The 20,638-nt window shown below is 65.5% G+C and carries 20 protein-coding genes; 7 read left to right on the forward strand and 13 right to left on the reverse strand.

What is annotated here, in order from left to right:
- Positions 1–4: 4 nt before the first annotated feature.
- The gene (locus tag ACQP1G_RS04195) at positions 5–1,210 is read right to left on the reverse strand and encodes an AI-2E family transporter (protein ID WP_433198534.1); all 1,206 of its coding nucleotides are present in this window, start codon (positions 1,208–1,210) and stop codon (positions 5–7) included.
- Between the two features lie 53 nt (positions 1,211–1,263).
- Positions 1,264–2,316, reverse strand: a complete 1,053-nt coding sequence (locus tag ACQP1G_RS04200) for an NAD(P)-dependent alcohol dehydrogenase (RefSeq protein ID WP_433198536.1) — start codon at positions 2,314–2,316, stop codon at positions 1,264–1,266.
- Between the two features lie 197 nt (positions 2,317–2,513).
- Between ACQP1G_RS04200 and ACQP1G_RS04205 the strand changes: the two genes are divergently transcribed.
- Positions 2,514–3,635: a S1C family serine protease gene (locus tag ACQP1G_RS04205; protein ID WP_433198538.1), complete on the forward strand. Its 1,122-nt coding sequence runs from the start codon at positions 2,514–2,516 to the stop codon at positions 3,633–3,635.
- Here the strand turns inward: ACQP1G_RS04205 and ACQP1G_RS04210 are convergent.
- The 10 genes from ACQP1G_RS04210 to ACQP1G_RS04255 form a co-directional block, all read right to left on the reverse strand.
- A complete protein-coding gene (locus ACQP1G_RS04210) occupies positions 3,632–4,198 on the reverse strand; it encodes a vitamin K epoxide reductase family protein (RefSeq protein WP_433198540.1) in 567 nt (188 codons plus the stop codon). The two genes, ACQP1G_RS04205 and ACQP1G_RS04210, sit on opposite strands and share 4 nt — an antisense overlap.
- Positions 4,195–4,974, reverse strand: a complete 780-nt coding sequence (locus ACQP1G_RS04215) for a DsbA family protein (RefSeq protein WP_433198542.1) — start codon at positions 4,972–4,974, stop codon at positions 4,195–4,197. The genes ACQP1G_RS04210 and ACQP1G_RS04215 overlap by 4 nt, the downstream gene beginning before the upstream one ends.
- Positions 4,975–5,119: 145 nt before the next feature.
- Entirely contained in the window at positions 5,120–5,965 is an 846-nt protein-coding gene (locus ACQP1G_RS04220; protein WP_433198544.1) for a polyphosphate kinase 2 family protein, read from the reverse strand.
- A 794-nt stretch (positions 5,966–6,759) separates the two neighbouring features.
- Entirely contained in the window at positions 6,760–7,455 is a 696-nt protein-coding gene (locus tag ACQP1G_RS04225; protein ID WP_433198546.1) for an ESX secretion-associated protein EspG, read from the reverse strand.
- Positions 7,452–8,120, reverse strand: a complete 669-nt coding sequence (locus tag ACQP1G_RS04230) for a hypothetical protein (RefSeq protein WP_433198547.1) — start codon at positions 8,118–8,120, stop codon at positions 7,452–7,454. Before ACQP1G_RS04230 ends, ACQP1G_RS04225 begins: the two co-directional genes overlap by 4 nt.
- A 3-nt stretch (positions 8,121–8,123) precedes the next feature.
- A complete protein-coding gene (locus ACQP1G_RS04235; RefSeq protein WP_433198549.1) occupies positions 8,124–8,540 on the reverse strand; it encodes a hypothetical protein in 417 nt (138 codons plus the stop codon).
- A gap of 121 nt (positions 8,541–8,661) precedes the next feature.
- Positions 8,662–9,294, reverse strand: coding sequence for a class I SAM-dependent methyltransferase (locus ACQP1G_RS04240; protein WP_433198551.1), 633 nt, complete (start codon positions 9,292–9,294; stop codon positions 8,662–8,664).
- A 65-nt stretch (positions 9,295–9,359) separates the two neighbouring features.
- The gene (locus tag ACQP1G_RS04245) at positions 9,360–10,610 is read right to left on the reverse strand and encodes a saccharopine dehydrogenase family protein (protein ID WP_433198553.1); all 1,251 of its coding nucleotides are present in this window, start codon (positions 10,608–10,610) and stop codon (positions 9,360–9,362) included.
- A gap of 31 nt (positions 10,611–10,641) precedes the next feature.
- Positions 10,642–12,081, reverse strand: a complete 1,440-nt coding sequence (locus ACQP1G_RS04250; protein ID WP_433198555.1) for an ABC1 kinase family protein — start codon at positions 12,079–12,081, stop codon at positions 10,642–10,644.
- A gap of 188 nt (positions 12,082–12,269) precedes the next feature.
- Positions 12,270–12,950 (reverse strand): TetR/AcrR family transcriptional regulator, encoded by a 681-nt coding sequence (locus ACQP1G_RS04255; protein WP_433198557.1) that lies wholly within the window; start codon positions 12,948–12,950, stop codon positions 12,270–12,272.
- Positions 12,951–13,200: 250 nt separating this feature from the next.
- On the opposite strand from ACQP1G_RS04255, the gene ACQP1G_RS04260 reads away from it, so the two are divergent.
- From ACQP1G_RS04260 to ACQP1G_RS04275, 4 genes are all read left to right on the forward strand, one after another.
- Positions 13,201–14,529, forward strand: coding sequence for a DUF445 domain-containing protein (locus ACQP1G_RS04260; protein WP_433198559.1), 1,329 nt, complete (start codon positions 13,201–13,203; stop codon positions 14,527–14,529).
- A 103-nt stretch (positions 14,530–14,632) separates the two neighbouring features.
- On the forward strand, positions 14,633–15,133 hold the full coding sequence (locus ACQP1G_RS04265; RefSeq protein ID WP_433198561.1) for a helix-turn-helix domain-containing protein: 501 nt from the start codon (positions 14,633–14,635) through the stop codon (positions 15,131–15,133).
- Complete coding sequence (locus tag ACQP1G_RS04270; RefSeq protein ID WP_433198563.1) at positions 15,130–15,774, forward strand: heparin-binding hemagglutinin; 645 nt, start codon at positions 15,130–15,132, stop codon at positions 15,772–15,774. The genes ACQP1G_RS04265 and ACQP1G_RS04270 overlap by 4 nt, the downstream gene beginning before the upstream one ends.
- Positions 15,775–15,846: 72 nt before the next feature.
- Positions 15,847–16,143, forward strand: a complete 297-nt coding sequence (locus ACQP1G_RS04275) for a DUF2516 family protein (RefSeq protein ID WP_354956879.1) — start codon at positions 15,847–15,849, stop codon at positions 16,141–16,143.
- Between the two features lie 21 nt (positions 16,144–16,164).
- On the opposite strand, the gene ACQP1G_RS04280 is transcribed toward ACQP1G_RS04275, so the two are convergent.
- A complete protein-coding gene (locus ACQP1G_RS04280) occupies positions 16,165–17,808 on the reverse strand; it encodes a GMC oxidoreductase (RefSeq protein ID WP_433198565.1) in 1,644 nt (547 codons plus the stop codon).
- Positions 17,809–18,074: 266 nt separating this feature from the next.
- On the opposite strand from ACQP1G_RS04280, the gene ACQP1G_RS04285 reads away from it, so the two are divergent.
- Together ACQP1G_RS04285 and ACQP1G_RS04290 are read left to right on the forward strand one after the other, a co-directional pair.
- Complete coding sequence (locus ACQP1G_RS04285; protein WP_433198567.1) at positions 18,075–19,358, forward strand: cytochrome P450; 1,284 nt, start codon at positions 18,075–18,077, stop codon at positions 19,356–19,358.
- 175 nt (positions 19,359–19,533) lie between these two features.
- The gene (locus tag ACQP1G_RS04290; protein ID WP_433198569.1) at positions 19,534–20,568 is read left to right on the forward strand and encodes an alpha/beta fold hydrolase; all 1,035 of its coding nucleotides are present in this window, start codon (positions 19,534–19,536) and stop codon (positions 20,566–20,568) included.
- Positions 20,569–20,638 lie beyond the last annotated feature (70 nt).

Consider the following 20,638-nt stretch of genomic DNA (forward strand, 5'->3'; position numbering starts at 1 on the left):
ACCGCTACCCGGTCGGCGGCCGCTTGCTACCGGTGAGACGAATGGTCAACTGCCGCGTCCACTTTCGTTGCTTCTTCGGCGGCCGCTCGGTCTTTTCGGTGTCGTTGTCCGCCTCGACCTCGTAGCGACGGATGTAGGCGCCAGCGAACGCCTGCACCGTTGCGGTGACCGGAATCGCGAGCAGCGCACCGGTCGGCCCGAGGATCGCGGCACCCGCTATGACCGCGCCGAAAGCGACGGCCGGATGCATATCCAGCGTGGTCGCGGTGATTCTCGGTTGCAGGACATAGTTTTCGAACTGCTGATACACCACGATGAAGCCCAGAATCCACAGCGCGCTGGTCGGGCTGTGCACCAGCGCGACGAGCACCGGCAGCGCACCCGCGAGGTAGGTGCCGACGGTCGGGATGAACTGCGAGACAACGCCGACCCACAGCGCGAGTGCGAACGCGGACGGTACGTCGAGGATGCGCAGCGCGACATAGTGCGCGATCGTGGAGCACAGCGCGAGCAGCCCGCGCGAATAGATATAGCCACCGGTCTTCTCGACGGCGATATCCCAGGCGCGCAACACATGTCGCTGGCGGTGCGGCGGCAGCAGCGAGCAGACCGCATTGCGGAAGCGCGGTCCGTCGGCGGCGAAATAGTAGGTGAACAACAGGACGCCGAGGGCCTGGAAGATGGCGCCGATCGCGGCGGTGCCGACGCCCCAGGCATTGCCGGCCAGTCCGACCAGATAGCCGTCGATGGTGGAACTCCACTCACCGAGATACTTCTGGATATCGCTGCTGGACAGATCGGTTCTGAAGGTGCGATTGACCCAATCGACGGCCTGATCCGCGTTATCGGGCGCGTTCTTGACCAGGGTGGTGACCTGATCGATCAGCAGCGCGCCGAGCGTCCACACGAATGCGACGGTGGCCACGGTCACCAGCAGGAAGACCACCCCGGTCGCCAGCCCGCGCCGCACGCCGCGCGCGGCCAGCCAATTCACCGCGGGCTCGATGGCGAACGCCAGGAACAGCGAAACCAGCAGAACCAGTAGAAAACCCTGCAATTTCTGCAGGACCCAGAAGCCGAACACGAGCCCCGCCACGGTCGCCGCGGCGAGTAGGAACGCCCGCAACAGCCAAGGTGGTGGCCCCGCCGTCACATCGGCGGTGACCACGGCCGATTCGGTGGGCGGCGATTGATCTTCATCCGCAGACACACCGCCAAGCTACTGAACCTGCCACCGATTCGCGCAACGACATGCGCGTCGTACTAGATCGTCGACGCGTCGATCACGAACCGGTACCGCACATCGCTGGCGACGACCCGGTCGTACGCCCCGTCGATCTCGTCGGCCGAGATCAGTTCGATCTCCGCGCCGATCCCGTGTTCGGCGCAGAAGTTCAGCATCTCCTGGGTCTGCGCGATTCCGCCGATCATCGAGCCCGCCAGCGCGCGACGGTACCCGGAGAGGATGAAAGATCTGACACTCAACGGGTTCTCGGGCACGCCGAGGACAACCAGGGTGCCGTCCAGTTTCAGCAGGCGCAGGTAGTTGTCGATCGGCAGGTCGGCCGAGACGGTGTTGAGGATCAGGTCGAATCGGTTGCGCAGGTCGCGGAAGGTCTGCTTATCGCCGGTCGTGTAGTAGTGGTGCGCGCCGAAGCGCTTGCCGTCGTCCTGCTTGCTGAGCGAATGGCTCAATACGGTGACCTCGGCGCCCATTGCCGCGGCGATCTTCACCCCGACGTGTCCGAGTCCGCCCATGCCGATGATCGCGACCCGTTTGCCCGGTCCCGCATGCCAGTGCCGCAGTGGGGAGAACAGTGTGATGCCCGCGCACAGCAGCGGCGCCGCCACATCGAGTCCGATGCCTTCCGGAATGGACAGCACGAAGTTCTCGGTGACGACGACCCGGGTCGAGTAGCCGCCCATGGTGTGACCGCCGGGTTGGACGGACGGGTCCACCGGGGTGTTGTAGGTCATGGTGGCGCCGTTGTCGCAGTACTGCTCTTCATTCGCCAGACATGGACCGCAGACGCCGCAGGAGTCGACCATGCACCCGACACCGACGCGATCGCCGACCCGATGCTTGGTCACCTGGGAACCGACCGCGGCGACGATGCCCGCGATCTCGTGGCCGGGGACGCACGGATATTTGGCGCTGCCCCATTCGTCGCGGGCGGTGTGGATATCGGAGTGGCAGATGCCCGCGTACTTGACATCGATCAGTACATCGCGCGGTCCGAGCTCGCGCCGCTCGATGGCCAGCTTCTCGAAGGGCCCATCGGGCGTGGACATCGCATACGCAGTAGCAACACTCATGCCTGCGCCTCGCCGGCGCTCGGCTTCGGCATGCGCATGGCGCGCTGCGTCATGATTCGCTCACTGCGTTCGCTCATGCCTATATGCCTACCGCCGCATACGAAGTTTGCCAAACGCGCGGCCCGTTTCATGATCGGCGGTGTGAATCTCCGGCCACAATGGAATTGGTCAAAGGCCCAGCCGGAGGCGGGAGAGCGATGGAGGACCAACGGCACCGCGCGCCCGAGGAGCAGCGAGTCGGTAGCGGCGGGCGCGCGCTCGCGCTGTTCATCGCCGTCCTGTTCGCGGTCGCGACCTTCTTCGGCTTCCGCGCTGAACTGGCCGATTGGTCCTCGCCTTCCGGCGCGGAAAACTCCGCGCCCGCCCTACTCGAGCCGCAGCCACCGCTGGATCCGGTGGTGGTCGCGCAGTCCGTCGAACCGGCGCTGGTGAATATCAGCACCTCCTCGCCCCCATTAGGGCTCGGTGCGGCCGGATCCGGGATCGTGCTCACCGCCGACGGCCAGGTGCTGACCAGCCATCACGTGGTGAAGGGCGCCGATACCGTGACCGTCACCGATGTCGGGAACGGCGCCGTCTACGACGCGAAGGTGCTCGGTTACGACGCCAGCGCGGATATCGCGCTGCTGGAACTGTCCGGCGCCGCCGACCTGGTGATCGCCCGCGTCGGCAACTCCGCCGACCTGCGCGTGCACGAGCAGGTGCTCGCCATCGGAAATGCGGGCGGCACCGGCGGCACCCCGACCTCGGTCCAGGGCAATATCACCGATCTGAACAGCACGATCGTCGCGCTCAACACCTCCGATCTGACCCGCAAATCGCTGACGGGGATGGTCGAGATCGCCGCGGTGGTCAGTGCGGGACAGTCCGGGGGCGCGCTCGCCGATCCGGGTGGCGCGGTGGTCGGCGTCATTACCGCCGCATCGGGGGAGACGGCGCATGATGTCGGGCGCACGCCGAACGGCTATGCGGTGCCGATCGATACGGCCATGCGGGTGGTGTACCAGATTCGGTCCGGTACGCCCACCGAGACAGTGCACATCGGGCCTACCGCAACGCTCGGCGTCTTGATCTCGGATGCGAATCCCAGTGGGGCCCGGGTCGATGTCGCGCTGTACGGGTTGCCGGCGCATGCGGCGGGACTCGTCGACGGCGATGTGATCACCTCGATCGACGGTCGTGACATCAGCACCGCGAAGGCGTTGCGGGCCGCCATCAACGTGCGCAAACCGGATGACACCGTGCTGCTCGGCGTCACGGGCGTGGGCGGAGCACGACGCGCCGTCAGCGTCGTGCTCGCGCTCGGCACGCCGAACTAGACCAGCGACAGCCAGTAATCCTGGAACTTCAGGAAAATCAGCAGCAGCACCACCGCGTAGAACACCGCCACGAACGTCCACCGCCATTCGACAACCACCCCGCGCGGGCCGCGCGAACCGCCCCACACCTGTTCGGTGGCCACCGCCAACAGCGGGGTGATGATCGCCCACACCACCATGCAGTACGGGCACAGCGCGCCGATCCGGTACAGGCTCTGGAAGATCAGCCAGCAGATGAAGATCGTGCCGAGCACGGTCCCCACCCACAGCCCGCCCCAGATCCAGCGTGGAAACCGCACACCGGAAACGGCGAGCACAGCCAGGGTGACCACCACCGAGAAGCCGACGATGCCGATGATCGGATTGGGGAATCCGAACCGGGCGGCTTGCTCGGTGGTCATCACATTCCCGCAGGACAGGATCGGGTTGATACTGCACGAGGGCGTGTAGCCGGGATCGGTGAACAGCTTGAACCGCTCGATGGTCAGCGTGACCGAGGCGAGCCAGCCCGCCAGCCCTCCGATCAGCAGTACCCAGGCAGATCTGGCAGAGGTGTTGTTCACTGGCCCGCTGCGGCGGCGATCGCGGGTGCGAGGCCGCCGGGGGCCATCAGCTCCTGGCTGGACTGGATCTGCTTGCCATTGACGAAGACCGACGGGGTCGACTGGATTCCGCTCTTCAGCACGTCGTTGGTCTTGGCCTGGATGTACTTGTTGTAGCTGTTGTCCTTGATGCACTGCGCCACCGCCGAATCGGTGTAGCCCGCGCCCTTCGCGATCTCGATCAGCTGATCGTCGGTCAGGCCGGCGCTACCTTCGGCGGGCTGCTTGTCGAACATGGTGGTCAGCCAGCCGAGGTACTTCGACGGATCCGCCTGGGCGACGCAGTAGGACGCATTGGCCGCCCGCGAGGAGTATTGGGTGGTGGAGGCCTTGTCGAGGAAGGAGATCACGTTGTACTCGACGACGGCGGTGCCCTTGTCGACGGCGTCCTTGATCACCTGCGCATTGGCCGCCTCGAAGGCCTTGCAGGCCGGGCACTGCAGGTCGGCGACGACACGGACGGTGGCCTTCGCATTCGGCTTGCCGATTCGGATCGCGCCGTTATCGGTGATGGTCGCGGTGCCGCCGTTGAGGAGTTGGGTGGCGGCGGCGGCGATGGATGGGGTGGCGCCCAGATCGTTCTTCTTGGCATTCTTCACCGCGATCCCGATGCCGATCGCCGCGACGAGGCCGATCAGCACGACCGCTACGGCCACCTGGATGAAGATCTTGCGGTTGCGGTCGGCGCGCTCCGCCGCCAACAGCGGATTCTTCTTGCCACCCGGTTTATTGCTCACCGTGCGTTCACCACGCCTTTCGCTTGCCTGCCGGTTCTCTGCCGCCACGATGGTAGATCCGGAACTCACCCAAGGCGTGGACGGGCACGGCCCACATCATCCGTGGTCAACCTGAGAGGAACCTTGGCCGCGGCAGAACACGTGTTCAGGCCCGTTCGAGGCGGCGCTGCTGCTCCGCGACATCGAACTGCGCCGATGGCCAGTCGAGCTTCAGTCGGTCCAGAGCGTCGATGAGCAATTCGGTGATCGCGAGGCGGGAGAACCATTTACGGTCGGCCGGGATCACATGCCAGGGGGCGTAATCGGTCGAGGTGCGGTCCAGCATCACCTGGTAGGCCTCTTGGTAGGCGGGCCAATAGCCGCGTTCGTCGATATCGGCGGGGTTGAACTTCCAGTACTTGTCCGGTCGCTCCAGACGTTCGCGCAGTCGCTTCTTCTGCTCGTCGAGGGAGACGAACATGGCGACCTTGACCACCGTGATGCCCTCGTCGAGCAGTTCCCGCTCGAAGGCGTTGATCTCGTCGTAGCGCGGCTCCCAGACCTCCGGTGGCACCAGGTTGTGCACCCGCACGACCAGCACGTCCTCATAGTGCGAGCGGTCGAAGACGCCGAGTTGTCCGGCGCGCGGCAGTGCCTTGCGGATACGCCACAGATAGTGATGGCTCTTCTCCGCCTTGGTCGGCACCCCGAACGAGGCGTGGTCGACGCCCTGGGGATCGACCGAACCGATGACGTGCCGGACGATGCCGCCCTTGCCCGCGGTATCCATGCCCTGCAATACCAGCAGCACGCTGCGGGTATCGCCGGAACGGCCGTTGGCGTAGAGCTTTTCCTGCAGATCCGACAGCACGGCGGTGCGTTCGGTCAGCACTTCCAGGCCCTGCGTCTTATCACCCTTGAATCCGGGCGTACCGGAAGTGTCGAGATCAGCGATGCGTAAGCCATCGGCCCGCAGGGCCTGGATGGGCGGCAGAGACCATTTCTTCGCCATCGAAATATCCTATGACTGTGTTCGATGTGCCGCGCCTGCGACGCGGCGTGTGCTCTGTTTTTGGCAGCGCCTTCGGCGCTGCGGGTTCGCGGCCCCCTTGGTCTCGCGTCCGAGCCGTCGAGACTCGCGCCTTCGGCGCATGCGCTTCGACGACTCGGACGCGAGACGGGCCGCGAACGGGTCGCTCGTAAGACTCGCTCCGTTGGGGTTGGTGAGGTGCGGATCGTTAGCGCCCGGCGTGTGCTGGCCCAGTTGTCGGGTCGAGACCTCGGTGCATGCGCTTCGACGACTCGGACGCGAGACGGGCCGCGAACGGGTCGCTCGTAAGACTGGCTCCGTTGGGGTTGGCGAGGTGCGGATCGTTAGCGCCCGGCGTGTGCTGGCCCAGTTGTCGGGTCGAGACCTCGGTGCATGCGCTTCGTCGACTCGGACGCGAGATGGGCCGCGAACGGGTCGCTCGTAAGACTGGCTCCGTTGGGGTTGGTGAGGTGCGGATCGTTAGCGCCCGGCGTGTGCTGGCCCAGTTGTCGGGTCGAGACCTCGGTGCATGCGCTTCGTCGACTCGGACGCGAGATGGGCCGCGAACGGGTCGCTCGTAAGACTGGCTCCGTTGGGGTTGGTGAGGTGCGGATCGTTAGCGCCCGGCGTGTGCTGGCCCAGTTGTCGGGTCGAGACCTCGGTGCATGCGCTTCGACGACTCGGACGCGAGATGGGCCGCGAACTCCTCGCTCGTAGGACTCGCTCCGTGGTGGTTGCGCTGCGACATGCCGATCATCGAATGCGGGGCGATCGAGTCAGCGGATCTGGGCTAGGCGGAGCAATTGGTCGGCGAATTCCTCGTCGGTGACCGGGGTCAGGCTCAGGTCGTGCGAGGTGGTGAGCAGATAGCGTCCGTCGCCGGTGAAGTCGAGCCAGCTGCGGTGGCGGGTGGGCGGCGACATCGGGTTCTCGGGTTCCACGGTCACGGTGATGAAGCCGCGACCGTCCACCGGTTTTCGGAGGGTCTGGCGGAACCGGGCGGCGCGACGATGGCCGTTGGTCGCGGCCGCATCGCCGTCGGAGTTCAGTACCGCGTCCTGCGGTTCCTGCATCGGTGCGAGTTTGCCGGGTTGGGCCGAACCGATGATCTCGACCAGCTGCTTACCCAGGTTGCGGGCGTGGCACATGCGCACCGTCACCTTGTCGGTGTCGGCGATCAGGATGCCCGCGTGGTTGTGCACTACCGCGGCGAATACGAGGATCCGCTTTGCGCCCGACTCACCGGAGATGGTGATGGTGGTGGCGTCGGTGCGCGCGCACAGCATCAGTGCGGCGGCCAGATCCGCGTCGGCTTGGCGGGCGAAGCGCTGCTGTAATCGCAGTGCGGCGTACTCGGATTCGGTGCGGACCGTGGCGGCGGGCACCAGATTGACCGGATAGGGGCGGCGGTCGAGGCTCGTTTCGTTTTCCCAGACGTGCGTGAATTCGTCCGGGGTGAATATCCATTTCACCGTGCGTTGCCCCCACCGCCGGAGTTCGGCCGTGCGATCCGTGGACCGTCGGGTGGTGGTGTGAAGCGGGGGACACGATCGCCGGAGGCGGGCATGGTCGGGGTGTAGACATACGTCATCGTGTCCTGGACATCGGCCTGCGCCGTGGCAGCGGCCATGTCGTGGTCCATCCTGCGTTGTCCGCCGTGAATCGCTTCGGCGGCCGGATCTTCCAATGCACGATACTGCGACGGCGGCGGAATTGCCGCTCGGATGGCCTGTGCTGCATCGGAATTGAGTTCCATCAGGCGCTGCACCGCGCGGCAGACATCATGGGCCTCGCTGCCGACGCGGACGAATTCGCGGGTGGCGCGCACAGCGGCGTCGGCCGAACGACCTGACCAGTGCGCGAATTCGCGGTTGGTGGCATCGGAGAAGGCCTGGAACGCCTCGGCGACCGCGGTGGCATTGGCGCGCCAAGCATCGGCGACCCGGCCGAGGGCGGCGGGATCGATGACCTCGTGCACCAGATCCCAGATCTCCTGGTGGGTAAAGGCGCCGAACAGTTCACGTTCGGGTGCGTAGGCGGGATCGGTTCCGCCGCTTGCCGATCCGGCCGAGTCGGCGAGTGCGCGCTGCTGGGCCCGGATGGCGTCGGCGGCGGCCTTGGTCGCGGAATCTGCCATGGCTCAGTGGCTTCCGTCGCTGACCTGTTCGCCCGGCTCCAAGTAGTCGGTGATCAGTTGCAGGGCGGCGCGATTCGCGGCCTCGGCATCCTCGAAACGCCTGCCCGCGGCCAGATAGGCGGCCTTGTACAGCAGTGCGGTTTCCAGGAAGGCGGTGATGGTGTCGAGGAATTGGGTGCCTTTGTCGCCGAATCCCTTCGCCAGACCGTGTCCGGTCGGGAGGTCGGGGAAGCCGATCACTTCGGTTACGAAATGTCCGGTGGCAGTGGCCTTCTGCAGATCCTCGACGAGTTTGTCGCAGGCGGCCGCGAGGTTTTCGGCGACATCCTCCGCCAATTCGAAGGGTTCGCCGCCGCTCGTCCCGGTGGCGGCGGCGTACAGCTGTCTGGCCATCCGCTGCCCGGTATCAGGTACCGCCATCTGGGCGCCCCCTTCGGTTCGGTCCACCCACCGCACTGGTCGGCACTTTACCGTCCGGTAGGGACCTGCGTGACGGCTTGGCCGGCCCTGGCCGTCGCGCCGTTGTGATGTGGCGCTCTATTTACGCGGGGCGGGTGGCGCTGACGTATTGCAGGAGGCGGTGGACCTGCTGATCTATGTCGGCCAAGCCCGACTCGGCGAACAGCTTCGGAAAGGTTTCGTTGTCGAAGACCCGCAGTCCGCTCCAACCGCCGACGACCCGGCTCGCGTGGCCGACCGGGTTGTCGGCGCGGTGGCTGGTGGTGATGGCGATGCGGCCGCCGGGGGCGAGGACGCGGATCATTTCGCGAGCGGCCGTGATCGGGTCGGGGATGAGGTACAGGGCGCCGAAGCAGCAGACGGCGTCGAAGGTACCGTCGGCGAAGGGGAGGGAGCGGGCATCGCCGCGGAGATAGCCGACGCGCGGGCCCGCGTTATCGGCCATGGCTCTGGCGAGCATCGGTTCGGAGTAGTCGATGCCGATGGCGTAGCCGTCCCCGGAGAGGGCATTGCTCAGGTATCGGGTGAAGTTGCCCGGGCCACATGCGATATCGAGCACCTTCTTGGCACCGTTCAGGCGCAGGGCGGTGACGGCATCGCGGCGGTCGGCGGTGGTGGTCCGGCCACTGGCCAGATAGAACAGCGTCGGCCGCCAAGCCTTTTCGTAGATCGCGGCGAGGGCGGGCGCGTTCATGGTGCGGCGCGCTAGGTTCACTGGTGTTCCTCATCATTGGGGAGTTTCATCACGCGCTCGCGGGTCGCCCGCCACCGCCCACCGCACTACGTGCGTTCGACCTCGATGGTCATGCCCGCCGCCCGCAACCGGTCGGTGAGCGCATCGCCCATTGTCGCGGCCGGGGTGAGAATGCCGGCCAGCTCGGGCTGCTTCGCACCATCGAAGGCCAAGCACAGTCCGGCCTGGCCGAGCATTACCGCGGTCGCCTGGTATCCGGGATCGCCGGTGCCGGAGAACGTGGCGACGTATTTCGCGCCCGAGGAAGTACGGGCGTAGGTCTTCATCCTGAACCACCCACTGGTGCGCGCCTCTTCGCTCGGCCCGGTGCCCGGCTTCGGCACGATTCGGTCGAGCAGCTTGCGCCCCACCGCGACTCGCGACAGCACCGCCCCGGCCGCCATCGTCGCCACGATGCCGCCCGCTATTCCGGCGGCCACCAGCGGCGCGGCGGGCGATTTGCCCGCGTTCATCACCTCGCGGTAGCGGAAGTTCTTGCCATAGACCCAGCCGAGCAGGCCGTTGGTGCGGCGCACGATCTTGGTGTTGTGCGCGGCCATGACGAAGGTGCCGACCCAGCCGTCCAGGCTGGGATCGATGGTGTTCGCGCGCTGCAGCGCCTGATCGGTCTGGCGGCCCACATCGGGTTCCATCGACTTGTCCGGACTCAGCGAGTACGGGTGGCTCATTACCGAACCCTTGGACGGGTCGGCCGCGATGGCCTCCATCGTGGCCCGGCCCGAGTCGATGGTGCCGCCGCTCACTCCGCCCTTCATCGATGCGATCAGGGTGGTGTCCTCGAGTTCACCGGTGTTGTCCGCGACCGTGCGCTGGAACAACTGGTACACGCTCAGGTCCGACGGAATCGAGTCGTAGCCACAGGAATTCACGATCTTCGCACCGGTTTCGACGGCCCGCTCGTGGTATTCATCGATCGCGTCCCGGATGAACAGCGGCTCACCGGTGAGATCGGCGTAGTGGGTTCCGGCCTTGGCACACGCGGCCACCAGCGGCATGATGTAGCGCAGGTACGGGCCGACGGTGGTCACCACGACCGTGGTCCGTGCGGCCAGCGCGTCGAGCGCGGCCTGGTCGGTCGAATCCGCCACGACCAGACCCCAACTCGCGGCGGCCGGGCCGAGTTCGTCACGGACTGTGGTCAATTTGTCGAGCGAGCGCCCCGCCAGCGCGATGCGCGCCTCGGCGGGCGCCGCGCCGAGCAGATACTGCGCGGTGAGCTTGCCGACGAAACCCGTTGCGCCGAACAGCACTAGGTCGAATTCTCGGGTGTCTGTCATGGTCTTCCGTTCGATAGCTGCTGTCGTGGACTTATTTCGCGCCCGAACCGCGCACGGCGGGCTTCTTCGCTCGGGCCCGCGGCTTCTTGGTCGGCGTCGGCCGATGCTCGACCAGCCATTCGCGGTGCGCCTTACCCAATTCGGTGACCGGCGCTTCGTCATAGAGCCATTCGCGGGCGATCTTGTGCCAGTTCGCGGTGCACTCGAGCTGGCCGAGCATGCCGAAGGTGAGGAAGTCGGCGCGCCGCGAGAACAGGTGCTCCGGTGGCAGATTCTGTTGTTTCATCCCGGCGAACTCACTGGCCCGCGGATCCACCGCGAGCAGAAATGCGCCGCTGGCCAGCTCGGGTGTGATTGTCAGGTCCTCGTCGACCAGGCACCATTCCGACGCCGCGAGCACATATTCCAGGCATTCCTCGGCCCCGATCTCATCGGGCGAGTCGATCACACCGCGCTCGATCATCAACTGCCGCAGATCTTCGGCGCGGTCCTCGGCTGCCGCGCGCAGGCAGATCGTCTCGAACCGCACATGTTCGGGATCCATCCGATTGAACAGACCGAAGTCGAGGAAGCCGACCCGGCCGTCGTTGGCCAGCAACACATTTCCGGGATGCGGGTCGCCGCAGAACTCGTTGAAGCCGAACAGCGAACCGACATAGAACCGGTAGATGATCTCGCCGATCCGATTGCGCTCGGCCGCGGGCAGTTGGCGGATCTCCTCGAATCCCTTGCCCGCCACATATTCACTGACCAGCACCCGCGTCGTGCTGAGTTCGGGCAGTGAGCGCGGCACCATGATGAACGGATGTCCGGCATAGAGCTCGGCGATCTGCGCTTGGGTATCGGCCTCGGCGTGGTAGTCGAGTTCGCTCTCCATATTCAGCCGCAGTTCGTCGAGCACGGCGGGTGTCACCCACGGCATCGCCGATTGCAGTACGCGCCGGAACATCGCCAGGTTCTTCAGATCCGCGCGCACCGCCGCGTCGATGCCCGGATACTGCACCTTCACCGCAACCTGACGTCCGTCGTGCAGCCGCCCGAGATACACCTGCCCGATCGAGGCGGCGGCGATGGGCTCCGGCGCGAATTCGGTGAAGACCGCGTCCAGCGGTTGCCCGAAATCCTCCTCGATCACCTGCCGCATCGACTCGAACGACACCGTCGGCGCCGCATTGCGCAGCACGGCAAGTCGCTTCTGGAAGCGCTCGCGATGACTGGGGGGCACCAGGTCGAGATCGAGTACCGACAACATCTGGCCCAGCTTCATGGCCACGCCCTTCATGGTCCCCAGGACCATGACCACCTGTTCGGTGGTGCGGATCATCGACTCCTCGGCCATCTTCGCGCGCACGGCCGCCGACCTGCCCCGCATCGATAGCCGTGTGCGCTGTGTTCGGATAACCGAACTGGCTGCCACCGCACCCAGCTTGGTGCCACGAGTAAGCCGAGAAGTCGGCACTTGCTTCGCCATCGAGGTACCTCCATTGGTGCCGACGCGAGGGCGGTGACATTGGACACCCATGCACCGCTCGGCTTCAGAGTAGCCAACGAAGCGGCAATGTCGAGACCGCCGTCACTATTTCAGCTAGCGCCCCAGCTAGCGGCCTGTTAGCGGCTCGAAGTCGGGCGATTGATCAGCTGGCGGACGCGAGCTAGCGGTCAGGCGCCGGTCTGCGGTGGGGTGGGCAGGATGTGCGGCTGCTCGTTGAAGATCGCGCGGGAACCACCGGCGCGCGCCATACCCTCGATGGCGCTCCAGGCCATCATGGTCAGGTAGTCGATGACCTCTTCGCGGGACATCGCCTTATCCGTGGTCCACCAGTGCGTAGCCAACTGGATGCCGCCGACCAGCACATACGACCACAGCAGCGCGCCCTCGGTCGCGAACCCGTGCTCGGCGCCGCGATCGATGATGACCGTGGTCACGACGTCGGCGAAGAGCTTCTCGAATTCGGCGAGCGAAGACTGATCGGTCGAACCGTTGCCCATGATGAACCGGTAGACCTCGGGGTCTTCGTCGACCGTGCCGACATAGGCGGCCAGCGCCGAACGCACCAGGTGGTACTCGTCCGCGTCGAGGCTGATCGCTTCGTACACCCGTGGCATCAGGGTGGTCTCGATGAACCGCTGCATGGTCGCGTGGACCAGGTCGTTCTTATCGGAGAAGTAGCGGTAGAGCACGGTTTTGGAGACGCCGATCTCCGCGGCGATCTCGTCCATGCCCGCATTGCTGCCCCGCGTGCGAATAGCCGCGAGGGTGCCGTCGACCAGCTCTTCGCGGCGGTCGATCTTGTGCTGCCGCCATCGGCGCTTACGGCCGTCCGTTCGGCCGGTGCGCACCGCTGCCGGTCGTTCGGCGAGTTCGCCGACATCGACAAGGTCTTCGGTGGACAGCGTGACTCCCTCGGTTGTTGGGCATCGTGAACCACCAGCTTAGGTCCAGGCAACGACCAACATGCGCGTTTGGGTCGTGGTTGCGACAGGTTGCACATATTTGGCCGTGTACGGCGTCGGTTGTTGGGTTGCTGGAAACCGCGCCGCCAGCGATCGCTCGCCGAGTGGCTCGAAACGACACAGCACAATGGGTGTTATGGAGAAAGCTCCCGGCAGCAGCAGCATCGCGGTTCTGGACGCCCCGGCGGCCCCGACCAGTTTCGCGGCCTTCGTCGACGAGGACGGCAAGCGCCGCGATCTGTTCAAGATGAAGGCACTGGCCACCGGGTTGCTGGCGTTCGCGACGGCGATCTATCTGTTCTGCCGCTGGCTGGAATCGCGCGGGGCGGGCGGTGATTGGGTCGGCTACCTGCGTGCCGCGTCCGAGGCGGGCATGGTCGGCGCACTGGCCGACTGGTTCGCCGTGACCGCGCTGTTCCGGCATCCGCTCGGCCTGCCGATCCCGCACACCGCGATCATCAGGAAGAAGAAGGATCAGCTCGGGGCCAGCCTCGGCTCGTTCGTCGGCTCGAATTTCCTTGCCCCGGACGTGGTCTCGGCGAAGGTGAATTCGGCGCAGATTTCCTGGCGGATCGGGCGCTGGATGGCCGATCCCGGTCATGCGGGCCGGGTGGCGCAGGAAAGTTCGACGATCCTGCGCGCGGTGGTCGCAGTGCTGCGGGATGAGGACGTCGAGCAGGTCATCGACAACACCATCGTCAAACGGATCGCCGAACCGCTGTGGGGACCGCCGATCGGCCGGGTACTCGCCGAACTGCTGGCCGATAACCGGCAACTGCCGCTATTGGACATGCTCGCCGAACGCGCGCACCAGTGGGCGCTCGGCTCCCAGGAGACGATCGATCGGATCGTTTTGCGCGACGCGCCGCAATGGGCTCCGAAATTCGTAAACATTCTGCTTTCAGAAAAGATCTATCGGGAGTTGGTGGAGTTCACCTGGAAGGTGCGGTCGAATCCGGAGCACGAGGTTCGGCTCGCGGCGAACAAGTTCCTCGAGGAATTCGCCTACGACCTCCAGCACGACGACGCGATGATCAAAAAGGCGGAGCGGATCAAGGCGCAGATCATGGGGCGCGAAGAGATCACCGGAATGGCCGAGGCGACCTGGCGCGCGGCCAAGCGGCTGATCCTGGAATCGGCCGATGATCCGGACTCCACGCTGCGCCGCAAGGTGGCCGAGAACGTGCAGCAGCTCGGCGAGCGATTGCGCGATGACGGTGAGATGCGTGGCAAAGTGGACGGGTGGATCGACCGCGGCGCGCGGTATCTGGTGGAAAACTATGCCGCGGAGATCACCACTCTGGTGACCGATACGGTTGCCAGGTGGGATGCCGAGGAAGCGAGCAAGAAGATCGAATTGCAGGTCGGCCGCGATCTGCAATTCATTCGCATCAACGGCACGGTCGTCGGATCACTGGCGGGGCTGGTGATCTACACGATTTCTCAAGTGCTGTTCGGCGGCTGACCGTAGCGCGCCGAATGTTTGCTGGAAAGGTGCTAGCAGGGTGCTTGCAATAGTTAGCACCCTGCTTTAGAATTCAATACGTACAACCGCCAGAAGGTGAGTGATGGCAGACCAGCCCGAAGGTTCCGCCGAGTACACCGACGAACCGCCGGAGAAATCCAGCGGTGTCGGCGAAAAAGCGGCGCGTGTCGCCAACGCGGCACACGACATCGGAGGTTTCATCAGGGCACAGCGAGAAGCCGCGCAAGTCTCGTTGCGTCAGCTCGCCACCCTGGCGGGAGTGAGCAATCCGTACCTCAGCCAGATCGAGCGCGGATTGCGCAATCCGTCCGCCGAAGTACTCGCGCAGATCGCCAAGGCACTGCGGGTCTCTTCGGAGGTGTTGTACGTACGGGCTGGCTATCTCGAGCAGCGGCCGCACAGTCCGGTCCGGGATGCCCTGCTTGCCGATACGTCGATCAGCGAACGGCAGAAGCAGGTGCTGCTGGATATCTATGAATCGTTTCGCCGGGAAAACGGAGGAAGCGAGCCAGGGGGGATCGAATGGGACAGCGACGTTCCGAGCACAACACCTACTCCGCCACGCCAGGAGAACGAAGAATGACCGAAAACTCAAACATCAAGCCACTGTTCGCGACGGTCGGCGCCGGTGACGCCGTGTACGCCGCGGTTGTCGACGCCGTCGCCCAGGTGCGCGAGCGCGCCACCTCCGCCGATGTCACCGGCCGGGTCGAAGAGGCCCGTGAGCGTTTTGCCAATGTGCCCGCCGATGTGCGCGCCCAGTTCGAGACGCTGCGCGAGCGGCTGTCCGGGCTGCCCTCCGAGCTGCCGGAGGACCTCGCCGAACTGCGCGAGAAGTTCACTCCCGAGGAGCTGAAGGCGCTCGCCGAGAAGTACTACACCCAGGTCCTCGACCTGTATGCGGATCTGGCCGTGCGCGGCGAGGAGACCGTCGAGCGGCTGCGCGCCAACCACCTGGTCGAGGATCAGATCGAGCGGGTCGAGACCCTGTACAAGGATGCGGCCACCCGCGCCGAGGATGCGCTCGCCAAGGTCAACGAGCTGATCGGCCGTCCGGCCAAGGAAGAAGAGGCGGAAGAGGCCGAGCCGGTCGTCGAGGCCGAGGTCATCGGTGTGACCACCGAGACCGAGCCCGCCGCCGACGGTGTCGCCAAGAAGGCCCCGGCCAAGAAGGCGCCCGCCAAGAAGGCCGCGGCCAAGAAGGCCGCTCCGAAGAAGGTCTGACGCCCTTCATATCTCGCCCCCACGACCCCGCACACCCGGCGTGTGCGGGGTCGTTGCTTCTATGATGGGCTGGTGGACACAGCGCACGGATTGGCCAGCTGGATCTTGGACGGGCTGCGGCTCTTGGCGCTCGGCGCGACAATTTTCGCGCTGATCCACGCCATCCGCCAGCGCCCGGACGCCTTCACGGCGGTGGACAAGCTGACGAAACCCATCTGGATCGCAATCCTCGGCGCAGCTCTGCTGTTCCTACTGCTCTCGCTGAGCGTCACCAGCCTGCTCGCCTTGGTCTCCATCATCGCGACCGGTGTCTATTTGGCCGATGTGCGCCCGAAGGTGGATGAGATTCAGCGCGGTCCGCGCTGGTAGTGGCACATGTGGCGCCGGGATCTACTCCCCGGAACGAATGATCGCCTCGATATTGCGCTCAGCCAACGCGCTGATCGTCAACGACGGGTTCACTGTTCCGGTGCTGCCGGGCACAGCCGCCCCGTCCATCACGTACAGGCCTCGATAGCCACGCACCCGACCGTACGGGTCTGTCGCGCGTCCGATCACTGCGCCGCCCAACGGATGTGAGGTGAACGAGGCGTCCGCCTCCAAGGCTGGTTGGGCGACGGACGGGCAGTGGCAGGTCGCCCTATTGTTGACTTCCCGCGCATGCGCGAGGTAGCCGGCAGCGCCGTCGGGCGGCCACTGCAGGTCTACGCGCCCGTCGGTCGGGTTGTAGACGAACCGGCCGCGGGTGTCGTCGAGCACTATGCCCAGCGATGCGAGAATGCCGACGTCGAAGGGCGTCGTGCCGGGGATGAACCAGTTCTCCAGCGATACCGGTGCGCCCGACTCGTCCAGGATCCGGCTCGCGGACGGCGTGCCCTGGGTGCCTACCTCGAGCGAGCTGGCAGGCCGCGCCAAGGCGACATCACCGTTGCTTCCCCAGCCTTCACCGATGTGCTCGTTGAGGTTCGGCAGCGCGTCGGTCGCCCGCGCGCGCACCAGCAGCTCGGAGGTGCCGATGGAACCCGCAGCGAGGAAGAGCTTGTCGCAGGTCAGTGTCCGGGTGCGGAGCACCTCGCCGGTGGGTGCGAGTTTGGTCACGGCGACGGTATAACGCCCCGACGCTCCCGGTTCCTTGGCGATGGCGTCCACGCGATGGCCGGGATAGATCTGGGCACAGCCGGTGTCTTCGGCATAGCGCAGGTAGTTCTGGTTCAGATCGAACTTCGCGCCGTTGGAATTGCCGAGGTTCGAACAGCCGACCGTCGCCGACGGCATCGATCGTCCGGCAAGCTCGTCACGGATGACATTCCAATTCCACATACTGTCGATGCGTTGCGGCGTATAGCCGCCCGCGCGGACCTGCTCGTCCCAGGCCCGCGAGTGGGTGAAAGCGAAAGAGTCGTAGATGTCGTTCGGCATCGCGCTCAGCCGCAACGTGTTCCGGACCTTGGGGTAGTAGACCTCATGCATCTCGCGGTAGTCGACCACACCGCGGAACACATGGTCGAAGAACCGCTGCTCCGGTTCGATCATCACCCCGGTGAACACCACCGAGCCACCGCCCACACACGCACCGTGCCATACGTCGATGCCCGGGTAACTGGAAACGGCGAGGACCCCGCCGAACGGATCGATCTGCGTCGAGACCCTGTTCGCGCCGGTGAAGGTGGTGCGATGCCAGAAGCCGCGGCCATCCGGAATCGTGTCGATGGCGAAGATGTTGCGCCACGGATCACTCGGCCAGCGCGACCCGCGCTCGAGCACCGCGACCTGGATCCCGGACTGCGACAGGCGCAGCGCGGTGATCGACGCCCCGAACCCCGATCCGATGACGATCGCGGGCACATGATCGGCCGGATCCGGCAGCGGCGCGAAGATCTCCGGCACCAGCACGCGGTAGATCGGCGATCTCGGGCTCGGGCTGTAGTCGTCGGCCCGGGCCCGGGACGCGGCCGTCGCAAGCGTGCTTCCACCCGCAAGACCCAGCATCGTCGCGGCCGAGCCAGCGCCCTTAACGAATCCGCGCCTGTCCATGGTGCCCCTCACCTGATCTGAACGTCGCTGCTTCACCTCCGGCGCCCAAATCTATCCCTCTTCGATGAGCCGTTCGCAAACATGGTTACGTGCGGGCGAGTCGTCGAGATATGGCGATGACCATTGGAATGGGACGACCGTGCGCAGCATCTTCCCGGCCCTCACGTCACCGACATCCTTGACCGAACCCGCTGGCCCGCCAACGGCGCCGCCCTGCCGATAGCTGATATCTATCATGGGGAAGGGTCGGAATGGGAGGTGACAAAATGCTGTTTCGCGCGTGGATTCGGTGGATGTTGCTGCACGGCCTGCAACGGTTCTATCTCCTGTGGTTGGCGCGTCGGGGTGATCCTCTCGGGCAGATCGCGGTCGGCTCGGATCGCTTGCTCGGCTCGTCGCAGTACATCGAGGAGATCCGGCAGCGGGGCCGGATACCCGCGATGTCTGGCGTGCGCGTCACAACGGACTACGAACTATGCCGACTCATCCTGCGGGACCGTCGCTTCAGCGTGGTCACGCCCAACCATCGAGCCTTGCCGAAGCCGATCCGCTGGGTGATGACCAAGACGGATCTGGGACTTCCCAACCTCGCCGAACCGCCCGCGATGCTGGTGACCGATCCGCCGGAACACACCCAGTACCGACGCCTGGTCGGGCAGGCATTCAGCCCGAAGGCGATCGTCAAACTGGAGGAGCGGATTGTCGAAGTTACCGATGACCTGCTCGAACGCCTGCAATCGAAGCCGCGACCGGATCTGATCGTCGACTTCTCCGCGCAGTTGCCTGTCGCGATCATCGCCGAGATTCTCGGGTTGCCCGCCGAGATGCATTCGACCCTGCTGAAGTGGGGAGATACCGGTGCGCCGCTGCTCGAGCGAGGCCTGGCCTGGAGCACTTTCCGCCACGCCATCGAAGATCTGGTCGAGGTCAAGCGATACTTCGACCACCATCTCGACGGGCTCGCCGCCGAACCGGGCGACGACGTGCTCAGTCTGCTGGTGAAAGGTGGCGAGCTCACCCGCCGCGAGCAGGTTGCCAATGCGGCCCTGCTGCTGGATGCCGGATTCTTGACGACGGTGAATATGCTCGGCAACGGAATCGCCCTGCTGACAAGGCATCCGGACCAGTTGGAATTGCTGGCGGCACAGCCGGAGCTGTGGCCGCGCGCGGTCGAGGAAATCCTGCGCTACGACGGTCCTGTGCGGATGACGGGCCGGGTCGCGAGCTGTGACGTCGACATTGCCGATCAGCGCGTCAAATCCGGTTGCCTGGTCCTGCTGTCGTTGGCGGGCGCCAACTACGACAACGCCGTCTTTCCCGATCCCGAACGATTCGATGTGACCAGGGCCAACGCCGCGGATCATCTCTCGTTCGGCAGCGGGGTGCACGGCTGCCTGGGAGCCGCGCTCGCCCGACTCGAAGGCGCCATCGCGCTGCGAGCCCTCTTCGAGCGGTACCCGGATCTGCGCCTGGACGGCCCGCCGATCCCGCATCCCCTGCGAAACCTGCACGCCTACCGCTCCATGCCCGCCAAACTGCATGCCGACTAGCAGCGTCTGACCTGGTCGGCCTCCATCGATCGTGACCGGCATCTATTCGGCCGATGTGCCGACGGCGGGACATCAGTGTGAGCGGCGGAACGGGGGATAACTTTTTGGGCGCTTGCACTAGCTAGCAGTGTAACTCTGGGTTACTGTATCTAGAAGTTACACAAAGGAGTGCCCGATGCATGCAGTGCCGCCTGCAGATAAGGACTTCCCGGGTCGGGTCCGGGGGCTGGTCCACACACACCGCGCCAACCTGCGGTCGCGTACCTACGCAACCGCGGCGCTGAATCCGCCGACCGCGCCGCATGAGGTCGTTCCCGTCGTTACCCGCGATGGTGCGCGGCTGCGCGTACACGCCTACGGACCGGCGGATGCTCCGGCAATCGTGCTGGTGCACGGCTGGACCTGCGCCATCGAATACTGGAACCCGCAGATCAACGCGTTCGCCGGGGAATATCGCGTCATCGCCTATGACGTGCGCGGCCACGGCGAGAGCGAGTTGGGCGCGAGCCCGCTGACCACCGATCTGCTCGCCGACGATCTGGCCGCCGTGCTCGATGCCACGCTGCACCCCGGCGAGCGGGCCGTGCTGGTCGGCCACAGCCTCGGCGGCATGACACTGCAGGCATGGGCCGGCCGCTACCCCGACCGGGTAGCGAAGCAGGCCGACGCGGTGCTGCTGACCAACACCGCACCGGGGCAGCTGGTCGCCGAGACCACCGTCGTGCCGTTGTTGAACACGCCGCTCCCACTGCTGAAACGGCGAATCCCGTTGCCGCACTTCATCGGCCGCCTCGGCCTCGGCACCCCGATCGTCTTCCCGCCGATCGCCCCGGTCAGATGGGCCTTCACCCGGCAGATCATGAGCCGGCGCTCGAACGGTGACGTGGTCGACTACAGCTTCGCCATCGTCCGCTCCTGCCCCGCCCGGGTCCGCGCGAAGTTCGGAATCCTGCTCGCCGAACTGGATCTCGGCGAATCGGCACGCAATCTCGTTGTGCCGACAACGATCCTGGCGGGCGAGTTCGACGACATGACACCGCAGGTGCATTCGGAGCGGATCGCCGAGATGCTCAGGAACACCGGCAGTTTGGTCAAATACGAGGTCCTGCCACAAGGCCACCTCGGCAACACCGAGATGTCCGATCGCTTCAACCAGGAACTAGCTCAGATCCTCGACTCCACGCGCCAGCCCGCCCGAGCGGTCGGCTGAGCCCGCTGCTCGGTCGTCGAGGCGAGTCATAGGGTCGTTGTGGCAGCCATCTCGAGCCGCCAATCGACTC

Source organism: Nocardia sp. CA-107356 (assembly GCF_050946365.1).
Lineage (GTDB): Bacteria > Actinomycetota > Actinomycetes > Mycobacteriales > Mycobacteriaceae > Nocardia.

What these genes read in the sequence shown, in the direction of transcription:
- ACQP1G_RS04265 (WP_433198561.1), top strand. Translation starts at nt 14,633, where the DNA reads ATGGCAGACCAGCCCGAAGGTTCCGCCGAGTACACCGACGAACCGCCG.
- ACQP1G_RS04270 (WP_433198563.1), top strand. Translation starts at nt 15,130, where the DNA reads ATGACCGAAAACTCAAACATCAAGCCACTGTTCGCGACGGTCGGCGCC.
- ACQP1G_RS04205 (WP_433198538.1), top strand. Translation starts at nt 2,514, where the DNA reads ATGGAGGACCAACGGCACCGCGCGCCCGAGGAGCAGCGAGTCGGTAGC.
- ACQP1G_RS04285 (WP_433198567.1), top strand. Translation starts at nt 18,075, where the DNA reads ATGCTGTTTCGCGCGTGGATTCGGTGGATGTTGCTGCACGGCCTGCAA.
- ACQP1G_RS04235 (WP_433198549.1), bottom strand. Translation starts at nt 8,540, where the DNA reads ATGGCGGTACCTGATACCGGGCAGCGGATGGCCAGACAGCTGTACGCC.
- ACQP1G_RS04245 (WP_433198553.1), bottom strand. Translation starts at nt 10,610, where the DNA reads ATGACAGACACCCGAGAATTCGACCTAGTGCTGTTCGGCGCAACGGGT.
- ACQP1G_RS04200 (WP_433198536.1), bottom strand. Translation starts at nt 2,316, where the DNA reads ATGAGTGTTGCTACTGCGTATGCGATGTCCACGCCCGATGGGCCCTTC.
- ACQP1G_RS04290 (WP_433198569.1), top strand. Translation starts at nt 19,534, where the DNA reads ATGCATGCAGTGCCGCCTGCAGATAAGGACTTCCCGGGTCGGGTCCGG.
- ACQP1G_RS04250 (WP_433198555.1), bottom strand. Translation starts at nt 12,081, where the DNA reads ATGGCGAAGCAAGTGCCGACTTCTCGGCTTACTCGTGGCACCAAGCTG.
- ACQP1G_RS04280 (WP_433198565.1), bottom strand. Translation starts at nt 17,808, where the DNA reads ATGGACAGGCGCGGATTCGTTAAGGGCGCTGGCTCGGCCGCGACGATG.
- ACQP1G_RS04220 (WP_433198544.1), bottom strand. Translation starts at nt 5,965, where the DNA reads ATGGCGAAGAAATGGTCTCTGCCGCCCATCCAGGCCCTGCGGGCCGAT.
- ACQP1G_RS04260 (WP_433198559.1), top strand. Translation starts at nt 13,201, where the DNA reads ATGGAGAAAGCTCCCGGCAGCAGCAGCATCGCGGTTCTGGACGCCCCG.
- ACQP1G_RS04230 (WP_433198547.1), bottom strand. Translation starts at nt 8,120, where the DNA reads ATGGCAGATTCCGCGACCAAGGCCGCCGCCGACGCCATCCGGGCCCAG.